Below are 21,576 nucleotides of genomic sequence, written 5' to 3' on the forward strand. Positions count from 1 at the left end.
CAGAGTTTTTCTGCCGTTGGTGGGCTCGCTGCCGGCGTGGCGAGCCGATGTGTCGGCACCGTTACGGCGCCAACCTGTGTTGAGTTCTAACCAATAGGTCACATGTATTCAATGATCGTTTTGTCATAAGCACGTAACGATAACGATGCTATAGCCATAAGCTGGGATGGTTATTCGCCCCTTTTATAGGGCAAAGCCAGCTATGATGTGCCCTGCACAGAGGAAAGGTTTAATCCCTTGGTGAGAATGACCGCCTGTTGCAGTCGGTTATTATTCGACGAAGGGTCGGAATATTTCTTTTTATTGCACAACATTCTTCTTCTGCCTCGCCAATAAAGGCTCAAGGGCCCGTCAGACGGGGTGGAACGGCACATTCGTGCCACGCGAGCACTCTTCGAGAAAAGTGCTTGATTGAAAATCGAACCGGCGATGCGTCGCCTGTTCACTTATTGCTGAAAAGCCTGGAATGCCCCATGTCGGACCGTTTTGAACTCTTCCTCACCTGCCCCAAGGGCCTCGAAGGCCTGCTGATCGAGGAAGCCGTCGGGCTTGGCCTTGAGGAAGCCCGCGAGCACACCTCGGCCGTGCGCGGCATGGCCGACATGGAAACCGCCTACCGCCTGTGCCTCTGGTCGCGCCTGGCCAACCGTGTGTTGCTGGTGCTCAAACGCTTCCCGATGAAGGACGCCGAAGATCTTTACCACGGCGTGCTGGACATCGAATGGGCTGACCACATGGTCCCCGACGGTACCCTTGCGGTGGAGTTCAGCGGGCACGGCTCGGGCATCGACAACACCCACTTCGGCGCGCTGAAGGTCAAGGATGCGATCGTCGACAAACTGCGCACCCCGACCGGCGAACGTCCGTCCATCGACAAGATCAACCCTGACCTGCGCATTCACCTGCGCCTGGACCGTGGCGAAGCCATCCTGTCCCTGGACCTTTCCGGCCACAGCCTGCACCAGCGCGGCTACCGTCTGCAGCAGGGCGCGGCACCGCTGAAGGAAAACCTGGCGGCGGCGATCCTGATCCGCGCCGGCTGGCCGCGTATTGCGGCCGAAGGCGGCGCGCTGACAGACCCGATGTGCGGTGTGGGTACCTTTCTGGTCGAGGGCGCGATGATCGCCGCCGACATGGCCCCCAACCTCAATCGTGAACTGTGGGGGTTCACCACCTGGCTGGGCCACGTCCCGGCGCTGTGGAAAAAACTGCACGCAGAAGCCACTGAGCGCGCCGCTATCGGCATGAACAAGTCGCCGTTGTGGGTGCGTGGCTATGAAGCCGACCCACGCTTGATCCAGCCTGCTCGCAATAACATCGAGCGCGCCGGGCTGAGCCATTGGATCAAGGTGTACCAAGGCGAAGTCGGTACTTTCGAGCCGCGCCCGGACCAGAACCAGAAAGGCCTGGTCATCTGCAACCCACCTTACGGCGAGCGCCTGGGTGATGAAGCCAGCCTGTTGTACCTCTACCAGAACCTCGGCGAGCGCCTGCGCCAGGCCTGCATGGGCTGGGAAGCGGCGGTGTTTACCGGCGCGCCGGACCTGGGCAAGCGCATGGGTATCCGTAGCCACAAACAGTATTCGTTCTGGAACGGCGCATTGCCGTGCAAGTTGCTGCTGATCAAGGTCAACCCGGATCAGTTCGTCACGGGCGAGCGCCGCACTCCTGAACAGCGCCAGGCCGAACGTGAGCAAGCGGCCTACGACCAGGCCCCGAGCGAGCCGGCAGAGCGTCAGTACAACAAGAACGGCAACCCGATCAAGCCCGCCCCGGCCCCCGTGGTGGAACAGGCGCGCTTGAGCGAAGGCGGGCAGATGTTCGCCAACCGCCTGCAGAAGAACCTCAAGCTGTTGGGCAAATGGGCCAAGCGCGAAGGGGTGGATTGCTACCGTGTGTATGACGCCGACATGCCTGAATACTCCATGGCCATCGACCTGTACCACGATTGGGTGCACGTACAGGAATACGCCGCGCCTAAATCCATCGACCCGGAAAAAGCCTCGGCCCGCATGTTCGATGCCCTGGCGGCAATTCCCCAGGCACTGAACGTCGACAAGAGCCGTGTGGTGGTCAAGCGTCGTGAGCGTCAGAGCGGCACCAAGCAATACGAGCGTCAGAGTGCCCAAGGTAAATTCACCGAGGTCAGTGAAGGCGGCGTTAAGTTGCTGGTCAACCTCACCGATTACCTGGACACCGGCCTGTTCCTCGACCATCGCCCGATGCGCATGCGCATCCAGAAGGAAGCGGCGGGCAAGCGCTTCCTCAATCTGTATTGCTACACCGCCACAGCCAGTGTGCATGCTGCCAAGGGCGGCGCGCGCAGCACCACCAGCGTCGACCTGTCCAAGACCTACCTGGACTGGGCGCGTCGCAATTTCTCCCTCAACGGCTTCTCCGACAAGAACCGCCTGGAACAGGGTGACGTGATGGCGTGGCTGGAAGCGAGCCGCGATGAATTCGACATGATTTTCATCGACCCGCCGACCTTCTCCAACTCCAAGCGCATGGAAGGCATCTTCGACGTGCAGCGTGACCATGTGCAGTTGCTCGACCTGGCCATGGCGCGCCTGGCGCCGGGTGGCGTGCTGTACTTCTCCAACAACTTCCGCAAGTTCCAGCTGGAAGACAACCTCAGCGAACGCTATGCGGTCGAGGAGATCAGCGACAAGACCATCGACCCGGATTTTGCGCGCAATGCCAAGATCCACCGCGCCTGGAAAATCACCGCACGCTGATTTTTCCCTGTAGGAGCGAGCTTCTGTGGCGAGGGAGCTTGCTCCCGCTGGGCTGCGCAGCGGCCCCCCGGAAACTTGCGGGCGCTTCGCACCCGAGCGGGAGCAAACTCCCTCGCCACAATAAGCCAGTTGACGGTTTTGCGCTGGTCAAACCCATGACCGATGGCTATAACTTAAGCCCTAGCCAAAGTGACACCCCCGCACACTGGCGCTGTGAGTGTTGCCTATGCCGATGCAAGTCGTTCGCCCGAAAATCCTTGGTTTTATCAGTGAGCAGGCATCGGCTTGGCTGGTGGCATTGGTGGTGTTAGTGGTTGGTAGCGCGCTGACGGTGGTCGTCGCGTGGGCGGCGTCCGACCTGTATCAGCAACAGGTGCGCCAGCGGTTCCAGTTGCTGGTCAACGAGCGCTACAGCCGCATCCAGGAACGTTTTGAAGACCAGGAACAACGCCTGGGTAGCCTGCAGCGTTTCTTCGTCAATTCCGGCGAGGTGTCCCGCACCGAGTTCGACGGTTTCGCCAAACCGCTGTTGTTGCATGCCCGTGCTTATGCCTGGGCACCACGGATATTTCGCACGCAGCGCAGCCTGTTTGAACAGGACATTTCTCGCCAGCGTGGCATTCCCTTCAGTATCCGCGAACTGAATACCTCCGGTGAATTGGCGCCAGCGGCCGAGCGCGATGAATACGTACCGGTGCTGTACAGCCAGACGCAAAGTTTGCTGGGCTCGCCGCTGGGCTTTGATTTGCTGGCGCAGCCCCTGCGCCGTGCAGCGCTGGAGCGTGCACAACAAAGCGGCCAGTTGGCGGTGTCACAGCCCATGCAATTGGTGGGGGTGGAGCCCGCTTATGCGGCAGGCGTGTTATTGGTGGCGCCCGTGAGCAAAGTCGCGGGGGCCGAGCCTTATGGTTTTGTGATGGCGGTGATCAGCATGCGCCAGCTGGTGGCCGAGGGGTTGCCCAGGCCCAACCGTGACAACCTGGTGATGCAGATCGTAGACACCTCCGACACCCAGCAACGGGTGTTATATGCGTCCAGTAACGCGTTGGGCAGCAGTGGCTTGACGGCTGCACGCCGCCTCTCCCTGGGCGATCATGTCTACGCTCTTAGCCTGAGCGCCAGCGAAGTGTTCGACAGGGCCAACCATTCTTCGATGCACGCCATTCTGGCGATGGGTGTGTTGCTCAGCGCCTTGCTCAGTGCGCTGCTTTACATGTTGGTCAGCCAGCGCCAGCGCGCACTGAAATTGGTGGAGCAACGCACCGTTCAATTGCGTGCCCGTGAGCAGGAGTTGCGTGGCGCCCATGGGCAACTGCGCAGCGTGTTGAATGCGGCGACTCAAGTGGCGATCATTGCCACTGACCTGCGCGGTGTGATCAACACCTTCAATGCCGGTGCCGAACAGATGTTGGGCTTCAAGGCCGAGGAGGTGCTTGGGCATATGACCTTGGACCGTCTGCATGTGGCCGTGGAACTTGACGCCCGCGCCGAGCCGTTGAGCAGGGCGCTGGGCAAGCGCATTCCAGCGAGTCAGGCGATGCTGGTGGAGAGCCCAGACAGTCAACATGAAGGACGTGAGTGGACGCTGGTGCGCAAGGATGGCAGCCAGTTGACGGTCAACATGTTGCCGACCGTGCTCTTGGATGACCATGGCCTATGGGTCGGGCACTTGGCGATTTACCTGGATGTCACCGAGCAAAAGCGCGCCTATGAGGCCCTTGCCGTCCGCGACCGCCTGCTGAAAAAACTCAGCGCCCATGTGCCTGGTGGCATCTTCCAGTTCACCCTGGAGCCCCAGGACAACGGGCGTTTCATCTATGCCAGCGAAGGCATGCGCGATATCTATGAAATCGAGCTGGGCATGCTGCAGAAGGATGCGCGCACGGTCCTGGAGCGCATTCACCCTTTGGATCTGGAGCGAGTGCGTGCGTCGATACGCCTTTCTGCGTTGCAAATGAGCCATTGGCGAGAAGAGTACCGCGTGCAATTACCCCAGCGAGGCCTGCGCTGGATTCGCGGCGAAGCGACGCCGGAAGAGTTGCCGGGAGGCGGTACGCTTTGGCACGGTTATGTATCGGATATTTCTGATCTCAAACGGGTCGAGGAAGAACTGCGCGCGCTGTCCATCACCGACTCCCTGACAGGGATCTATAACCGGCGCTATTTCCAGGATCGTCTCAAGGGCGAAATGCTTCGGCTCAACCGTATATCTGGCGCGCTGTCGTTGATCATGCTCGATATCGACCACTTCAAGCGCATCAACGATCAGCACGGCCATGCCGTGGGCGACAGCGTGTTGCAGGAGTTGTGCAAGCGTATCGGCCAACGCTTGCGCCGCACCGATGTGTTTTGCCGGATCGGCGGGGAAGAGTTCGTGGTGCTGTGCCCCAACACCGATGGCGCTCAGGCCTACAGCCTGGCGATACAGTTGTGGCAGTCGTTGCGCGATGCGGCGATGGAACCGGTGGGAGTGGTCACCGCCAGCTTCGGCGTGGCCAGTTGGCGGGTTGACGAAGGCATCGATGGGTTGCTGCTGCGCGCTGATTCGGCGGTGTATGTGGCCAAGCAGGCGGGCAGGGATCGGGTCGAGGAAGCCCTGATGCTTGAATGATCGTTCCCACGCTCCGCGTGGGAATCCATCCTAAGACGCTCCGCGTCACGCCTTGAGCGCGGACGCAGAGCGTCCAAAAAAGCATTCCCACGCAGAGCGTGGGAACGATCAGAGGGGTGCTTAGAGGACCGGCGCGGCCGCAACGGCCTTCGGCTGGCGATACAGGTCTAGCAGCACCTGATCCAACACCGACGAGGCTCCCCAAGGCTTGGAGTCGTTGAGAATCGCCACCACCGCCCAGGTATTGCCATTGTTGTCGCGGCTGTAACCGGCAATGGCGCGTACGGTGTTCAAGGTGCCGGTCTTTACGTGGGCTTCGCCGCGCAAGGCGGTGGTTTTCAGGCGTTTACGCATGGTGCCGTCGGTGCCGGCGATCGGCATCGAGCTGATGTACTCTGCTGCATAAGGGCTTTTCCACGCCGCTTGCAGCATGGCCGCCATCTCCCGGGCGCTGACCCGTTCGGCGCGGGACAGGCCGGAGCCGTTTTCCATCACCAGGTGCGGCGCGGTGATGCCTTTCTTGGCCAGCCACTGGCGCACGACGCGTTGCGCGGCCTTGGCATCGTCGCCATCGGCATCGTTGCGAAACTGTGCACCCAGGCTCAGGAACAACTGCTGGGCCATGGTGTTGTTACTGTATTTGTTGATGTCACGGATGATCTCCGCCAGGTCCGGCGAGAAGGCGCGCGCCAGCACCTTGGCATCCTTGGGCACCGGTGCCTGGATATCACGGCCCTGGATGGTACCGCCCAACTCTTTCCAGATCGCCCGCACGGCGCCTGCGGTGTAGGTGGCGTGGTCGAGCAGCGACAGGTAAGTCTGCGAGCTGCAGCCATCACCCAGTTGGCCGCTGACGGTCACGGTCACGCTGCCGTCGGCGGCGGTCACCGGGCTGTAGCGCACGTCACCGGTGCACTGCTTGGCGTTGGTGACTTTCACCTGGTTGTCGATGCGAATGCTGGCAATCGGCGGCTCGACCGATACGATCACCCGCCCCGAATCATTGCGGGTCACGAAGCGCAGGGCCTTTAGGTTGACCAGCAAGGCGTCGGGCTTGACCAGAAACGGCTTGTTCTCATCGTTGCCGTCGTCGTTGAACTCGGGTAATTGCGGCTGGTTGAAGAAGTTACGGTCCAGCACCAGGTCGCCGGTGACTTGCTGAACGCCATTGGCGCGCAGGTCGCGCATCAGCAGCCAGAGCTTTTCCATGTTCAGCTTGGGGTCGCCGCCGCCCTTGAGGTACAGGTTGCCACGCAATACGCCGCCGCTGAGGGTGCCATCGGTGTAGAACTCGGTCTTCCACTGATGGTTGGGGCCGAGCATTTCCAGGGCCGCGTAAGTGGTGACCAGCTTCATGGTGGAAGCCGGGTTCACCGAGACGTCGGCGTTGAAAACCGTAGGGGTACCAGGGCCGTTCAGGGGCAGCATCACCAGGGACAGCGCGGTATTTTGCAGCTTGGCCTTCTGCAAGGCCTGCGCAACGCTGGGTGGCAGGGTGTTATTGACGGGAGCAGCGGAAACGGAAAAGGCCAGGGGCAAGACAACACTGGCAAGTAACACTGAACGCAAAGATTTGATCATAAGAAATAAAACCCTACTGCTGAGGAGGGTGAAAAAGGCGAGGGGTACGGAAGAAAATCCCTCATTGGTCACGAAAGTGTCGGCATTATGCCCCAAGCTGGCGCTGCTTGTAGCTGAACGATAGCCGCTAATTGCGGTTTTTTTGCGCGCATTTGCCCGTCGGTCCCAGAGAGTCGGGCAATTGCCGCCTTAAACTGCTAAAGTGCCGCCCGTTAATACTTATGAGGATTGTTCCAATGGCGACTAACCGTTCCCAGCGTCTGCGCAAAAAACTGTGCGTTGATGAATTTCAAGAGCTGGGTTTCGAACTGAACCTGGACTTCAACGAAGGCCTGAGTGAAGAAGCTATCGACGCTTTCCTCGAAGCATTCATCAAAGAAGCCATGGAAGCCAATGGCCTGGGCTATGTCGGCGGCGATGACTACGGTCTGGTTTGCCTGCAAAAGCGTGGCTCGGTCTCCGAAGAGCAGCGTGCTGCGGTCGAAGCCTGGCTGAAAACCCGTTCCGAGCTGACCAAGGCTGAAGTCAGCCCGTTGCTGGACGTGTGGTATCCGGAAAAGCCGATCAACGCGGCTAAGTGATACTGAAAAAAACGGCGACCTGAGGGTCGCCGTTTTTTTATGCCTTGCGCCAATTCAGAATCAGCAGCGTCAACACCCCCGCCACAATCCCCCAGAACGCCGACCCGATGGAAAACAACGTCAAGCCTGACGCCGTGACCATAAAGGTAATCAGCGCCGCTTCCCGTTCCTTCGGCTCATTCATGGCGATGCTCAAGCCATTGATGATCGAGCCAAACAACGCCAACGCCGCAATCGACAGCACCAGTTCCTTGGGCAGGGCTGCGAACAATGCTGCCAGCGTGGCGCCGAATACCCCGGCAATCCCATAGAACACCCCACACCACACCGCAGCGGTGTAGCGCTTGTTGCGGTCTTCATGGGCGTGCGGCCCGGTGCAGATCGCGGCGCTGATCGCCGCCAGGTTGATGCCGTGGGAGCCGAACGGTGCCAGCACCAATGACGCCAGGCCAGTGGTAGTGATCAACGGCGACGCCGGCACGGTGTAGCCGTCGGCTCGCAGCACGGCTACGCCGGGCATGTTCTGCGAGGTCATGGCCACCACGAACAGCGGAATGCCGATGCTGATGGTCGCCGCCAGCGAGAAGTGCGGCGTCGTCCAAACAGGCGTCGCCACCTCCAGATGAAAACCGCTGAAATCCAGCAGCCCCATCAGCCCTGACAAGGCGGTACCGATGAGCAAGGCGGCCAGCACGGCATAACGCGGCGACAGGCGCTTGATGATCAGGTAGGTGAAGAACATCCCCAGCACCAGCCCGGTACGATGCTGGGCGGCGACGAAAATCTCGCTGCCGATCTTGAACAGGATCCCCGCCAGCAACGCCGCCGCCAGTGACGCCGGAATCCGCTTGACCAGTTTCTCAAAGCTGCCGGTCAACCCGCAGAGCGTCACCAGTACCGCGCAGGTGATGTAGGCACCGATGGCCTCGCCATAGCTCACGCCGCCCAGGCTGGTGATCAGCAGCGCCGCGCCAGGGGTGGACCAGGCGATGGTGATCGGTGTGCGATAGCGCAGGGACAGGCCGATGCTGCACACCGCCATGCCGATGGAAATCGCCCAGATCCACGAAGAAATCTGCGCCGTGGTCAAGCCGGCGGCCTGGCCGGCCTGGAACATCAGCACCAGGGAGCTGGTGTAGCCGGTCATCATGGCGATAAAGCCGGCGACGACGGCCGACGCAGAAGTGTCGGCCAGCGGGCGCAAGGGCGCTTGGGTGGCGTCGGTCATGGAGAGGTGTTCCTTATTGCCGGGAATTTGCCGCTGGCGGCTCTGATTCAAGCCTAAACTCAAACGTAACGAGTCATTGCAATACAGCCGAGCCCGCAAACAGCCGTACAGTGTGTTGGCGCAGTGGGTTGTGTACAATGTGCGCTGTTTTTAGGTGATACTTGCCAGCGACACGCTGTTGCCGTATTACCGTTAATTCGCCGTTCTCAAACCCGAGTGCCCATGAACGAACAGTTGCAACCTCTCAAGAAACAACCGCGAGCCGGCAAGGCCGGTCGCAGCGGAACCCAGGACGATATCGTCTATGCGCATATCTTCGAGGCGATCCTTGAACAACGCCTGGCGCCCGGAACCAAATTGAGTGAAGAGGCACTGGGCGAGATCTTCGGCGTGAGCCGCACCATCATTCGCCGCGCGCTGTCGCGCCTGGCCCATGAAAGCGTGGTACTGCTGCGGCCCAATCGCGGTGCGGTGGTTGCCAGCCCAAGCGTCGAAGAAGCACGCCAGGTGTTCATGGCCCGGCGCCTGGTGGAGCGGGCGATCACAGAATTGGCGGTGCAGCACGCCACGGCCGAGCAGTTGGCCGAGTTGCGCCAGATGGTCAACGACGAGCGAGACAGCTTCTCGCGCGGTGACCGTGGCGCCGGTATCCGTCTCTCTGGCGAGTTCCACTTGAAGCTGGCCGAAGCCGCGAAGAACGCGCCGCTGATCAGCTTCCAGCGCAGCCTGGTTTCTCAGACGTCATTGATCATCGCCCAGTACGAAAGCGGCAACCGCTCGCACTGTTCCTACGATGAGCACACCCAGTTGATCGACGCGATCGAAGCCCGGGATGCGACGTTGGCGGTGAACTTGATGATGCATCACATGGATCACATCGACAGCAAGCTCAACCTCGATGAAGAGAGTGCGTCGGATGATTTGCATGCGGTGTTTTCGCATCTTTTACAGACTAAAAAACCTGGGCGCTCGTCTGTAAAGTTGTAAACCCAATCAAATGTGGGAGCAGGCTTGTGTGGGAGCTGGCTTGCCTGCGATAGCATCACCGCGGTGTAACTGACATACCGCGGTGCCTGCATCGCGGGCAAGCCCGGCTCCCACACAAGCCCCTCCCACATTGGTTTTGTGGGGGGGCTCTGAGATCAGCGCTGGTGAACGAGCTGCCCGGCTGCATAGGTCTGCAACACCGTCCGGTCATCCCCCAACGTCATCAGCACAAACAACGTCTCGGCAATGTTATTGGCCTGTTTCAGGCGGTAGCTCAGCAGCGGCGTGGCGTTGTAATCCAACACCAGGAAGTCTGCATCGGTGCCTGGTTGCAACGTGCCGATCTTGTCTTCCAGGCGCAGCGCTCGAGCGCCGCCCAGGGTCGCCAGGTACAGCGACTTGAACGGGCTCAGCCGCGCACCTTGCAGTTGCATGACCTTGTAGGCTTCGTTCAGGGTTTGCAGCAGCGAGAAGCTGGTGCCGCCGCCCACGTCGGTGCCCAGGCCCACGTTCAAGTTGTGTTTCTCGGCCATCGGCAGGTTGAACAACCCACTACCGAGGAAGAAGTTCGAAGTCGGGCAGAACGCCACCGCCGAGCCGGTCTCTGCCAGCCGTGCGCATTCGTCGTCGCACAGGTGTACGCCGTGGGCAAACACCGAGCGCTCGCCGAGCAGCTTGTAGTGGTCGTAGACATCCAGGTAGCCGTTGCGCTCCGGGAACAGCTCATTGACCCACTCGATTTCCTGCTTGTTCTCGCTGATGTGGGTCTGCATGTACAAATCCGGGTACTCGCCCAGCAGCTGACCGGCCAGCGTCAGTTGCTCCGGCGTGCTCGTAGGGGCGAAGCGTGGCGTCACCGCGTAATGCAGGCGCCCCTTGCCGTGCCAGCGCTCGATCAGCGCCTTGCTTTCCTGGTAGCCGGATTCGGCGGTGTCGGTGAGGTAGTCCGGCGCGTTGCGGTCCATCATCACCTTGCCGGCGATCATGCGCAGGTCGAGTTTCTCGGCCGCTTCAAAGAATGCATTCACCGATTGCGGGTGCACGCTGCCGAACACCAGCGCTGTGGTGGTGCCGTTGCGCAGCAGTTCCTTGATGAAGATATCGGCGACTTCTTCGGCGTGAGCCTTGTCGGCAAACTGACTTTCACAGGGGAAGGTGTAGGTGTTGAGCCAGTCCAGCAACTGCTCGCCATAGGCGCCGACCATACCGGTCTGCGGCAGGTGGATATGGGTGTCGATCAAGCCAGGGGTGATCAGCGCGTCCTGGTAATGGGTGATGTCGATATCGGCGGGCAGGCTCGGCAGCAGGTCGCAGGCGTGCCCGAGGGCACTGATCTGGCCGTTGTCGATCACCAGCAGGCCGTCCTCGAAATATTCATAAGAGGCTTCGATCCCCACGATGGCAGGGTCGGCGATGCTGTGCAGGATGGCGGCACGGTAGGCTTTGCGAGTCAAAGGCATGATCGTCTCAATTCAGATAGCGTGGCTGCGGCGCGAAGCCGGCAGCAGTTTGGCAATAGGTTCGGCGCCGGCAAGATGCTGGCCGAAATTGGCGTTATAGGTGGCGATGATTTCACCGGCGATGGAGATGGCGATCTCCATCGGAAGCTTGCCCTTGACCTCGGGGAGGCCCATGGGGCAACGCATGCGTTGCAACTGCGCGGCGTCAAAGCCGCGATCACGCAGGCGGTGTTCGAATTTGACCCGCTTGGTTTTCGAGCCGATCAGGCCGAAGTAGGCGAAGTCGTTGCGCTTGAGCAGGGCGGCGGTCAGTTCCAGGTCCAGCGCGTGGTTGTGGGTCATGACGATGCAGTAGCTGCCTGCAGGCAGGTCGGCAATTTCGTCGACCGGCTCTTCGCTGACAATTTTACGCACGCCTTCGGGGATGTGCTGCGGGAATTCCTGCTCGCGGGAATCGATCCAGCGCACCCGGCAGGGCAGACTCGCCAGCAATGGTACCAACGCACGGCCGACGTGGCCGGCGCCAAACACGGCGATGTGCGCTTGCGCCTGGCCCATGGGTTCGAACAGCAGCACGGTCACGCCGCCGCAGCACTGGCCCAGGCTGGCGCCGAGGCTGAAGCGCTCCAGATGGGTGTTCTGCTGGCCGCGCACCAGCATGTCCCGGGCGATCTGCATCGCCTTGTATTCCAGGTGCCCGCCGCCGATGGTGTCGAAGGCTTGCGCGGCGCTGATGACCATTTTGGAACCGGCGTTGCGCGGGGTTGAGCCGAGTTCTTCGATGATGGTGACGAGCACGCAGGGTTCGCCCTGGTTTTGCAGGGTGGCGAGGGCGCTGATCCAGTTGTCCATGTCTACCTCCAGTCAGATCGTTCCCACGCTCCGCGTGGGAATGCATACCGTGACGCTCAGCGTCACTAGAGCGGACGCACAGCGTCCAGGGCGGCATTCCCACGCGGAGCGTGGGAACGATCAACAGCCTTTAGCGCCCGCAACTGCCGCATCTGTTCACACCCCCACAACACCCGCTCGGGCGTGGCCGGCGCATCGATCCTGGGCTGCTGGCGATAGTCAGCCAAGCTCGCTACCGCATCCTTGATCGCACACCACGAAGCAATCCCGAGCATGAACGGCGGCTCGCCCACGGCCTTGGAATGGAACACCGTGTCCTCCGGGTTCTTGCGGTTCTCTACCAGCTTCACCCGCAGGTCCAGCGGCATGTCGGCCACGGCCGGGATCTTGTAGCTGGCCGGGCCGTTGGTCATCAGCTTGCCCTTGTTGTTCCACACCAGCTCTTCCATGGTCAGCCAGCCCATGCCCTGGATGAAGCCGCCTTCCACCTGGCCGATGTCGATGGCCGGGTTCAGCGAAGCGCCGACGTCATGCAGGATGTCGGTGCGTAGCATCTTGTATTCACCGGTCAGAGTGTCGACGATCACTTCGCAGCAAGCCGCCCCGAAGGCGTAGTAGTAGAACGGTCTCCCGCGTGACTGGCTGCGGTCGTAGAAAATTTTCGGGGTTTTGTAGAAACCTGTGCTGGAGAGCGATACCTGGGCGAAATACGCCTGCTGGATCAACGCCTCGAAGCTCAGGATCTGCTCGCGCACGCGCACATGGCCGTTGCGAAACTCCACGTCCGCCTCGCTTGCGTCGTACTTGCGCGCCGCAAACTCCACCAGGCGCTGCTTGATGGTTTCGGCCGCATTCTGCGCGGCCTTGCCGTTCAGGTCGGCGCCGCTGGAGGCAGCGGTGGGCGAGGTGTTGGGTACCTTGTCGGTGTTGGTGGCGGTGATCTGGACGCGGTCGATTTCGACCTGGAATACCTCGGCCACGACTTGCGCGACCTTGGTATTCAAGCCCTGGCCCATCTCGGTGCCGCCGTGGTTCAGGTGGATGCTGCCATCGGTGTAGATATGGATCAGCGCGCCGGCCTGGTTGAGGAAGCTGGCGGTGAACGAAATACCGAATTTCACCGGGGTCAGCGCCAGGCCTTTTTTTAGGATCGGGCTGTGGGCGTTGTACAGGCGGATTGCTTCGCGGCGCTCGGCATATTGGCTGCTGGCTTCCAGTTCGGCGGTCATTTCTTCGAGCATGTTGTGCTCGACGGTCTGGTAGTAGTGGGTGACGTTGCGCTCGGTCTTGCCGTAGTAGTTGGCCTTGCGCACCGCCAGCGGGTCTTGGCCCAGATGGCGCGCGATGGCGTCCATTACCTCTTCGATGGCGACCATGCCTTGGGGGCCGCCGAAGCCGCGATAGGCCGTGTTGGAGGCAGTGTTGGTCTTGCAGCGATGGCCATTGACCGTGGCGTCGCCCAGGTAATATGAGTTGTCGGCGTGGAACATGGCGCGGTCGACAATCGAGTTGGACAGGTCCGGCGAACAACCGCAGTTACCCGCCAGTTCCAGGTTGATGCCGTGCAGTCGGCCGTTGTCGTCAAACCCCACGTCGTATTCGATATAGAAGGGGTGACGCTTGCCGGTCATCAGCATGTCTTCGACCCGTGGCAGGCGCATCTTGGTCGGCTGGCCAGTGAGGCGCGCCACCACGGCGCACAGGCACGCCGGGCTGGCGGCCTGGGTTTCCTTGCCGCCAAAGCCACCACCCATGCGGCGCATGTCGACCACGATCTTGTTCATCGACACATCCAGCACTTCGGCCACCAGCTTCTGCACTTCGGTGGGGTTTTGCGTGGAACAGTAGACGATCATGCCGCCGTCTTCGGTGGGCATCACCGAAGAGATCTGGGTTTCCAGATAAAAGTGTTCCTGGCCACCGATATGCAAGGTGCCCTGGATACGGTGCTTGGCGCTTGCCAGCGCAGTGGCCGAATCGCCGCGCTGGTGGGTGTGGCTGTCGAGCACGAAGTGCTTGTTGCGAAACGCCTCGACCACATCCAGTACCGGTTCCAGGTCTTCATATTCGATCACCGCCGCCATCGCCGCCTTGCGTGCGGTCTCCAGGTCGCGGGCGGCCACGGCCAGTACCACCTGGCCCACGAACTGCACGGTGTCGATGGCCAGCAGCGGGTCGCCGGGCATCAACGGGCCAATGTCTTTCAGTCCCGGTACGTCTTCATGGGTGATGGCAATGCGTACGCCGTCGAAGGCGTAGCAGGGCGCGGTGTCGATGCTGATGATCCGGGCATGGGCGCGGTCGGACATGCGCGCATACAGGTGCAACTGGTTGGGAAATTCCAGGCGGTCGTCGATGTACTGCGCTTCACCGCTGACGTGCTTGGCGGCGCTGTCATGCTTGACGCTGCGACCTACCCCGGTGGTGAGGTCCTGGGCAAAGAGTGCGGCAAGTTCAGCCTCGGTTTTTACCACGGCGTGATGGTTAGACATAAGCGGTCACCCGAGTCTCGATGTGCGGCGTTTGCAGTTCGATGAAGTATTTGCGCAGCAGGTTTTGCGCGCTGAGCAGGCGATATTCCTTGCTGGCGCGGAAGTCCGAGAGTGGGGTGAAGTCCTGTGCCAGGGCGGCGCAGGCTTTCTCGACCGTGGCCAAGTTCCAGATGGCGCCCACCAACGCGGCCTCGCAATTTTTTGCGCGTTTTGGTGTGGCGGCCATGCCTCCGAAGGCAACGCGAGCCGCGCTGATCACACCGTTGTCGATGTTCAGGTTGAACGCTGCGCAAACCGCGGAAATATCGTCGTCCAGGCGCTTGGACACCTTGTAGGCCCGGAACAGCGTGTGGCCCTTGGGCACGATGATGGTCTCGATGAACTCGCTGTCCTGGCGCGCAGTGACGCGGTAGTCGATGAAATAGTCTTCCAGCGCCAGGGTGCGGCGGGTGTTGCCTTTGCACAGTACGATCTGCGCGCCCAGGGCAATCAGCAGCGGCGGCGAATCACCAATCGGCGAAGCGTTGCCGATATTGCCGCCCAGGGTGCCCTGGTTACGAATTTGCAGGGAGGCGAAGCGCTGCAGCAGTTCGCCGAAGTCCGGGTATTCGTGGTGCAGCGCGGCGTAGCAGTCGGAGAGGGCGGTGGCCGCGCCGATTTCCAGGCGGTCGTCGAACTGCTCGATGCGCTTCATGGCTTCAATGTTGCCGACGTAGATCATCACCGGCAGGGTGCGGTGGAACTGGGTGACCTCCAGCGCCAGGTCAGTGCCGCCGGCCAGCAGGCGGGCTTGCGGGTAGGCGTCATAGAGGTCGGCCAGGTCGGCGACGGTCAGTGGCACCAGGCAGCGCTTGTCACCGCTGTTGAGTTCACCGGTTTGCGTCGGCGCGATGGCTTTGAGGCTGGCGATGGTTTCAGCCTGGCGGCTGTCGAATTGATCCTGGGGTTTGTTGCAGCAGGCCTGTTCGGCGGCGGCGAGGATCGGGCGATATCCGGTGCAACGACACAGGTTGCCGGCCAGGGCTTCATGGGCTTTCTGGCTGTCGGGTGCATCGCTGTTCTTTTGCAGGGCAAACAGCGACATCACAAAACCTGGGGTACAAAAGCCGCACTGCGAACCGTGGCACTCGACCATGGCCTGTTGCACGCTGTGCAGTTGGCCCTGGTGCTTGAGGTCTTCGACGCTGATCAGTTGTTTGCCGTGCAGTGACGACACGAACGTCAGGCAGGAATTGAGGCTGCGATAACGAATCTGCTCGACGCCTTGCTCGTCGGTGTGCAACTCGCCGACCACCACGGTGCACGCGCCACAGTCGCCGCTGGCGCAACCTTCCTTGGTACCGGATTTGCCCACATGCTCGCGCAGATAATTGAGCACGGTCAGGTTGGGGTCCAGGGCGTGCTCGCTACGGAGTTCCTGGTTAAGTAAAAACTGGATCACGGAAGGCCTCGCAGACTCATTATTGTTGTTAACCGCTTTGCGCCGAATCTAGTCATGTCTGACTTTTCGGTCAATGGTTTTCTGACCTAAGGGTCAAGAAAATACGATCACAACACTTTCAATTATGGTCCAGTCTTCTGGAACCGGCGTTTTTGGCGGCTTACAGGCTTTCAACGTTGCTTATTTCGTGCCAAATTCGCCAAGGTGGGCGTAGCGCCATCAGCGGGCCAATGCGCTACACTGCCGCGCTTGTACCGATAGCAGATTTCGAAGGGAAAACATGACGTTCAAGGCGCCGGACAGTCTCGCCGAGCAAATTGCTCACCACCTCGCCGAACGTATCATTCGCGGCGATCTCATGCCTGGGGAGCGAATCCAGGAACAGAAAGTCACGCTGGCGCTCAACGTCAGCCGTGGTTCCGTGCGCGAAGCTTTGCTGATCCTTGAGCGCCGCCATCTGATTGCGATCCTGCCGCGCCGTGGCGCCCACGTCACCGAACTCACCGCGCACAAGGTGCAGAGCCTGTGTACGTTGATGGGCGAGATGTACATCCTGCTCGGCAATGCGGTTGCCGAAGGCTGGCAGACCCAGGCCGACATGGCTCCGTTCCTGCAGATCCAGCAACGCCTGCAGCTGAGCCTGGAGCGCGAGGACATCCGCGCCTTCGTCGAAGAAAGCTTCAATGTGATGCGCGCCGCGTACCCCTTCGCCAACAACCCGTACTTGCAGGAAACCGTCGAAAACCTGCAACCGGCGATGAACCGCGCCTATTACTTGGCGCTGGATCAGCGCAAGGCGTCCATGAGCGAGTTCCTGGCGCTGTTCGAGCAATTGCTCGCCGCAGTACTGGCCCGTGATCTGGTGCAGATTCGCCTGGTGCTCACAGCCTATTGCCAGCGCAGCAGTTCGCTGGTCATCGCAGCCTTGGCGGACGCTTAAGCGTGCGGCTCAAGTGCATCAAGTTGGCGGGGTTCAAATCCTTCGTCGACCCGACCACCGTCAACTTCCCCAGCAACATGGCGGCGGTGGTGGGGCCCAATGGCTGCGGCAAGTCGAACATCATCGACGCCGTGCGCTGGGTGATGGGCGAGAGCTCGGCGAAAAACCTGCGCGGCGAGTCGATGACCGACGTCATCTTCAACGGCTCCACCAGCCGCAAGCCGGTGAGCCAGGCCAGTATCGAACTGGTATTCGATAATTCCGACGGCACCCTGATCGGCGAGTACGCAGCCTACGCGGAAATTTCCATCCGTCGTAAAGTCACCCGCGACAGCCAGAACAGTTACTTCCTCAACGGAACCAAGTGTCGCCGTCGCGATATCACCGATATCTTCCTTGGCACTGGCCTGGGCCCGCGCAGCTACTCGATCATCGAGCAGGGCATGATCTCCAAGCTGATCGAGGCCAAGCCCGAAGACCTGCGTAACTTTATCGAAGAAGCGGCTGGTATCTCCAAGTACAAGGAGCGCCGCCGCGAGACCGAAAACCGTATTCGCCGCACCCATGAAAACCTCGCCCGCCTCACCGACCTGCGCGAAGAGTTGGAGCGCCAGCTCGAACGCCTGCACCGCCAGGCCCAGGCCGCCGAGAAGTATCAGGAATACAAGGGTGAAGAGCGCCAGCTCAAGGCGCAATTGTCGGCGCTGCGCTGGCAAGCATTGAATGACCAGGTGGGCCAGCGCGAAGCGATTATTGGCACCCAGGAAGTCAGTTTTGAAGCATTGGTGGCCGAGCAGCGTAATGCCGACGCCAGCATTGAGCGCCTGCGTGACGGTCACCATGAGTTGTCCGAACGCTTCAATCTGGTGCAAGGCCGCTTCTATTCGGTGGGCGGTGACATTGCCCGGGTCGAGCAGAGTATCCAGCACGGCCAGCAGCGTTTGCGCCAGTTGCAGGATGACTTGAAGGAAGCCGAGCGCGCACGCCTGGAGACCGAGTCGCACCTGGGCCATGACCGTACCTTGCTGCTGACCCTGGGCGAAGAGCTGGACATGCTCACCCCCGAGCAGGAAATCACCAGCGCCGCCGCCGAAGAAGCCGCCGCCGCCCTGGAAGAATCCGAAGCCACCATGCACGGCTGGCAGGAACAGTGGGACGCCTTCAATCTGCGATCCGCCGAGCCACGCCGCCAGGCCGAGGTGCAGCAGTCGCGCATCCAGCAGTTGGAAACCAGCATGGAACGCCTGGCCGAGCGCCAGCGTCGGTTGCAGGAGGAGCGCGTATTGCTCGCTGCCGATCCGGAAGACGCGGCGATCATGGCGCTGAGCGAACAGCTGGCCGAAAGCGAAATGACCCTGGAAGAGCTGGAGGCCAGCGAAGAACAGCAAGTGGAGCGCCTGGAGCAACTGCGCCAGCAATTGCACACCGCGACCCAGGCGCAGCAGCAAGCCCAGGGCGACTTGCAGCGGCTCAATGGTCGGTTGGCTTCGTTGGAAGCCTTGCAGCAGGCCGCGCTCGACCCAGGCACCGGCACCGCCGAATGGCTGCGCGACCAGCATTTGGCCGAGCGCCCGCGCCTGGCTGAAGGCTTGAAAGTCGAAGCCGGCTGGGAACTGGCGGTGGAAACCGTGCTGGGTGCCGATCTGCAAGCGGTGCTGGTGGATGATTTTGCGGGTTTCGACCTGGTCGGGTTTGCCCAGGGCGATTTGCGCCTGCTCAGCCCGGCGCCCGAGGGTGCACGGGTGCCGGGCAGCTTGCTGGACAAGGTCGAGGCGGCGATGGATCTGTCGCCATGGCTGGGCCAGGTCAGGCCCGTGGAGACCCTTGAGCAAGCCTTGGCCCAACGCGGCCAATTGGCGACCGGCGAAAGCTTGATCAGCCGCGATGGTTATTGGGTCGGCCGCCACTTCCTGCGCGTGCGCCGCGCCAGTGAGGCGGAAAGTGGCGTATTGGCCCGTGGCCAGGAAATCGTCAACCTGAGCGCCGAGCGTGAAGAACGCGAAGCCACACTGGAAAGCCTGGAAACCGAACTGCAAACCCTGCGCGCTACCCAGCGCCAGCAGGAAACCGGCCGCGAACACCTGCGTCGGCTGTTGCAGGACGAAGCGCGCCAGCAAGGCGAGTTGAAAGCCCAACTTTCCGCGAGCAGAGCCAAGGTCGAGCAATTGACCCTGCGCCGCACCCGTCTTGACGAAGAAGTGGCCGAGATGGGCGAACAGCGCGCCCTGGAACATGAACAGATCGGTGAAGCGCGCCTGCACTTGCAGGAGGCCCTCGACAGCATGGCCCTGGACACCGAACAGCGCGAGTTGCTGCTGGCCCAGCGCGACAGCCTGCGCGAGCGCCTTGACCGCGTGCGCCAGGAAGCCCGGCAGCACAAGGACCACGCCCATCAGTTGGCCGTACGCCTGGGCTCGTTGCGCGCCCAGCATGATTCCACGCGCCAGGCCCTTGAGCGCCTGGAGATGCAGTCCGAACGCCTGACCGAAAAGCGCGAGCAACTGAGCCTCAACCTGGAGGAGGGCGAGGCGCCGCTGGAAGAGCTGCGCCTCAAGCTTGAGGAATTGCTCGACAAGCGCATGACCGTCGATGTCGAACTCAAGACCGCCCAGATCGCCCTGGAAGACGCCGACCGTGAACTGCGCGACGCCGAAAAGCGTCGCACCATGGCCGAGCAGCAATCGCAGTTGATCCGCGGCCAGCTCGAACAACAGCGTATGGAATGGCAAGCCCTCACCGTGCGCCGCAAGACCTTGCAAGACCAATTGCTGGAAGACGGCTATGACCTGCACGGCGTGCTCAACACCCTGACCGCCCAGGCCAACGAGAAAGACGCCGAAGAAGAACTTGAACGGATTGCCGCACGTATTCAACGCCTGGGCGCGATCAACCTCGCCGCTATCGATGAGTACCAGCAGCAGTCCGAGCGTAAACGTTATCTGGATGCCCAGGACGCCGATCTGGTTGAAGCCCTGGACACCCTGGAAAACGTGATCCGCAAGATCGACAAGGAAACCCGCAACCGCTTCAAAGATACCTTTGATCAGATTAATGGCGGTTTACAGGCGTTATTCCCAAAAGTTTTCGGTGGTGGCAGCGCCTACTTGGAACTGACGGGCGAAGATCTACTCGATACAGGGGTAACGATCATGGCGCGGCCTCCGGGCAAGAAGAACAGCACCATCCATTTATTGTCTGGCGGCGAAAAAGCCCTGACCGCATTGGCCCTGGTATTTGCCATCTTCAAGTTGAACCCGGCGCCGTTCTGCATGCTCGACGAAGTTGACGCGCCGCTGGATGACGCTAACGTTGGACGCTACGCTCGGTTGGTCAAAGAGATGTCCCAGACCGTGCAGTTCATCTATATCACCCACAACAAGATCGCCATGGAAATGGCCGACCAGTTGATGGGGGTGACGATGCATGAGCCTGGATGTTCGCGATTGGTAGCGGTGGATGTGGAAGAGGCGATGGCGATGGTGGAATCCTGAGCCACGCCGGGAGAGAGAATTTACAGCACGCTGTAGGGCGATTTACCGGTCTGGGGAAAGTGGCAAATGGACATATTTGTTCAAGGCATTTTGACAGACGGTGTAAAGTTATCTTTGGTCGTGCTAGTTTAATGTCAATTTTTCGTGTGCGTGGGCAAAACGTCAGTCAGAACATAGAGTTGGCGCCACGTTTTAAAGCGGTTTGCACGGTGCTAAACCCCTTATTTTTCAGCATTTTTTATTAGAGGCACGGGATTACATGGAAATCGGTCTGCGCGAGTGGCTGATCGTCATCGGCATTATTGTCATTGCCGGTATTCTTTTTGATGGCTGGCGCCGCATGCGCGGTGGCAAGGGCAAGCTCAAGTTCCGGCTGGACCGAAACCTGTCCAACTTGCCTGACGATGACGGCGCCGCCGAGCTGCTGGGGCCGCCCCGTGTGCTGGATACCCATAAAGAGCCGCAACTGGACGAGCACGACCTGCCGTCGATGAGCGCCCCGCTGCGTGAAGCCCGCGAGCCGTCGTCCAAGCGTGGCAAGCGCGGTAGCGCGGCGGTTGCCGAGCCGCACCAGGGCGACCTGAACCTTGACGTCGATGATGGCCCGAGCTTCAGCAGCCGCGATGACGATTTCCCGGACGAGATGTCCGCCAAGAGTGCGGCGCGCCAATCGGTCAACGATCAGCCGGCTGCCGAAGAAGTCCTGGTCATCAGCGTGATCTGCCGCGATGCCGGTGGCTTCAAGGGCCCTGCGCTGTTGCAGAACATCCTCGAAAGCGGCCTGCGTTTTGGCGAGATGGATATCTTCCATCGTCACGAAAGCATGGCCGGTAACGGCGAAGTGCTGTTCTCCATGGCCAACGCGGTCAAGCCGGGCACGTTCGATCTGGACGATATCGACCTGTTCAGCACCCCGGCGGTGAGTTTCTTCCTTGGCCTGCCAGGCCCGCGTCACCCCAAACAAGCGTTCGACGTGATGGTGGCCGCTGCCCGCAAGCTGTCCCAGGAGCTCAACGGCGAGCTCAAGGACGACCAGCGCAGCGTGCTCACCGCCCAGACCATCGAACACTACCGTCAGCGCATCGTCGAGTTCGAGCGTCGCGCCCTGACACAGAAACGCTGAGGATCGATCTTAAGCGTTGTCTGTAGAATCCGTGCACTAACATATTGAGCA

Annotated in this window: 13 protein-coding genes; 7 read left to right on the forward strand and 6 right to left on the reverse strand. The window is 60.8% G+C overall.

The window, feature by feature from the left end; all coding sequences use genetic code 11:
• Positions 1-473 precede the first annotated feature (473 nt).
• Together rlmKL and OC445_RS13040 are read left to right on the forward strand one after the other, a co-directional pair.
• The gene (gene rlmKL / locus OC445_RS13035; protein ID WP_198791441.1) at positions 474-2,738 is read left to right on the forward strand and encodes a bifunctional 23S rRNA (guanine(2069)-N(7))-methyltransferase RlmK/23S rRNA (guanine(2445)-N(2))-methyltransferase RlmL; all 2,265 of its coding nucleotides are present in this window, start codon (positions 474-476) and stop codon (positions 2,736-2,738) included.
• Between the two features lie 226 nt (positions 2,739-2,964).
• Complete coding sequence (locus tag OC445_RS13040) at positions 2,965-5,349, forward strand: GGDEF domain-containing protein (protein WP_198791442.1); 2,385 nt, start codon at positions 2,965-2,967, stop codon at positions 5,347-5,349.
• Positions 5,350-5,469: 120 nt separating this feature from the next.
• On the opposite strand, the gene dacB is transcribed toward OC445_RS13040, so the two are convergent.
• Positions 5,470-6,930: a D-alanyl-D-alanine carboxypeptidase/D-alanyl-D-alanine-endopeptidase gene (gene dacB / locus OC445_RS13045; RefSeq protein WP_034128373.1), complete on the reverse strand. Its 1,461-nt coding sequence runs from the start codon at positions 6,928-6,930 to the stop codon at positions 5,470-5,472.
• Between the two features lie 236 nt (positions 6,931-7,166).
• Here dacB and OC445_RS13050 point away from each other — a divergent pair, with 236 nt between their 5' ends.
• A complete protein-coding gene (locus OC445_RS13050; protein WP_003193255.1) occupies positions 7,167-7,511 on the forward strand; it encodes a YggL family protein in 345 nt (114 codons plus the stop codon).
• Positions 7,512-7,548: 37 nt separating this feature from the next.
• Here OC445_RS13050 and OC445_RS13055 read toward each other — a convergent pair whose 3' ends face one another.
• Positions 7,549-8,739, reverse strand: a complete 1,191-nt coding sequence (locus OC445_RS13055; protein WP_019820510.1) for a benzoate/H(+) symporter BenE family transporter — start codon at positions 8,737-8,739, stop codon at positions 7,549-7,551.
• A 222-nt stretch (positions 8,740-8,961) separates the two neighbouring features.
• On the opposite strand from OC445_RS13055, the gene OC445_RS13060 reads away from it, so the two are divergent.
• On the forward strand, positions 8,962-9,726 hold the full coding sequence (locus OC445_RS13060) for a GntR family transcriptional regulator (protein ID WP_014719469.1): 765 nt from the start codon (positions 8,962-8,964) through the stop codon (positions 9,724-9,726).
• A 155-nt stretch (positions 9,727-9,881) separates the two neighbouring features.
• On the opposite strand, the gene guaD is transcribed toward OC445_RS13060, so the two are convergent.
• The 4 genes from guaD to xdhA all read right to left on the reverse strand — a co-directional run bounded on the left by guaD (position 9,882) and on the right by xdhA (position 15,971).
• Positions 9,882-11,186, reverse strand: a complete 1,305-nt coding sequence (gene guaD / locus OC445_RS13065) for a guanine deaminase (RefSeq protein ID WP_198791443.1) — start codon at positions 11,184-11,186, stop codon at positions 9,882-9,884.
• 12 nt (positions 11,187-11,198) lie between these two features.
• Entirely contained in the window at positions 11,199-12,038 is an 840-nt protein-coding gene (xdhC, locus tag OC445_RS13070; protein WP_198791444.1) for a xanthine dehydrogenase accessory protein XdhC, read from the reverse strand.
• 65 nt (positions 12,039-12,103) lie between these two features.
• Positions 12,104-14,530, reverse strand: a complete 2,427-nt coding sequence (gene xdhB / locus OC445_RS13075; RefSeq protein WP_198791445.1) for a xanthine dehydrogenase molybdopterin binding subunit — start codon at positions 14,528-14,530, stop codon at positions 12,104-12,106.
• Positions 14,523-15,971, reverse strand: a complete 1,449-nt coding sequence (gene xdhA, locus OC445_RS13080; protein WP_054898613.1) for a xanthine dehydrogenase small subunit — start codon at positions 15,969-15,971, stop codon at positions 14,523-14,525. The genes xdhB and xdhA overlap by 8 nt, the downstream gene beginning before the upstream one ends.
• A 280-nt stretch (positions 15,972-16,251) precedes the next feature.
• Between xdhA and OC445_RS13085 the strand changes: the two genes are divergently transcribed.
• From OC445_RS13085 to zipA, 3 genes are all read left to right on the forward strand, one after another.
• A complete protein-coding gene (locus tag OC445_RS13085) occupies positions 16,252-16,911 on the forward strand; it encodes a GntR family transcriptional regulator (protein ID WP_034128379.1) in 660 nt (219 codons plus the stop codon).
• A 2-nt stretch (positions 16,912-16,913) separates the two neighbouring features.
• A complete protein-coding gene (gene smc / locus OC445_RS13090; protein ID WP_198791446.1) occupies positions 16,914-20,402 on the forward strand; it encodes a chromosome segregation protein SMC in 3,489 nt (1,162 codons plus the stop codon).
• A 259-nt stretch (positions 20,403-20,661) separates the two neighbouring features.
• The gene (zipA, locus tag OC445_RS13095) at positions 20,662-21,525 is read left to right on the forward strand and encodes a cell division protein ZipA (protein WP_198791447.1); all 864 of its coding nucleotides are present in this window, start codon (positions 20,662-20,664) and stop codon (positions 21,523-21,525) included.
• Positions 21,526-21,576: the final 51 nt, after the last annotated feature.

The sequence above is a fragment of the Pseudomonas sp. Pse35 genome, from assembly GCF_024519715.1.
GTDB lineage: Bacteria > Pseudomonadota > Gammaproteobacteria > Pseudomonadales > Pseudomonadaceae > Aquipseudomonas > Aquipseudomonas paracarnis.

Coding starts and splice junctions, on each gene's coding strand:
- rlmKL (WP_198791441.1), top strand. CDS start 474: ATGTCGGACCGTTTTGAACTCTTCCTCACCTGCCCCAAGGGCCTCGAA.
- OC445_RS13040 (WP_198791442.1), top strand. CDS start 2,965: ATGCCGATGCAAGTCGTTCGCCCGAAAATCCTTGGTTTTATCAGTGAG.
- dacB (WP_034128373.1), bottom strand. CDS start 6,930: ATGATCAAATCTTTGCGTTCAGTGTTACTTGCCAGTGTTGTCTTGCCC.
- OC445_RS13050 (WP_003193255.1), top strand. CDS start 7,167: ATGGCGACTAACCGTTCCCAGCGTCTGCGCAAAAAACTGTGCGTTGAT.
- OC445_RS13055 (WP_019820510.1), bottom strand. CDS start 8,739: ATGACCGACGCCACCCAAGCGCCCTTGCGCCCGCTGGCCGACACTTCT.
- OC445_RS13060 (WP_014719469.1), top strand. CDS start 8,962: ATGAACGAACAGTTGCAACCTCTCAAGAAACAACCGCGAGCCGGCAAG.
- guaD (WP_198791443.1), bottom strand. CDS start 11,186: ATGCCTTTGACTCGCAAAGCCTACCGTGCCGCCATCCTGCACAGCATC.
- xdhC (WP_198791444.1), bottom strand. CDS start 12,038: ATGGACAACTGGATCAGCGCCCTCGCCACCCTGCAAAACCAGGGCGAA.
- xdhB (WP_198791445.1), bottom strand. CDS start 14,530: ATGTCTAACCATCACGCCGTGGTAAAAACCGAGGCTGAACTTGCCGCA.
- OC445_RS13085 (WP_034128379.1), top strand. CDS start 16,252: ATGACGTTCAAGGCGCCGGACAGTCTCGCCGAGCAAATTGCTCACCAC.
- zipA (WP_198791447.1), top strand. CDS start 20,662: ATGGAAATCGGTCTGCGCGAGTGGCTGATCGTCATCGGCATTATTGTC.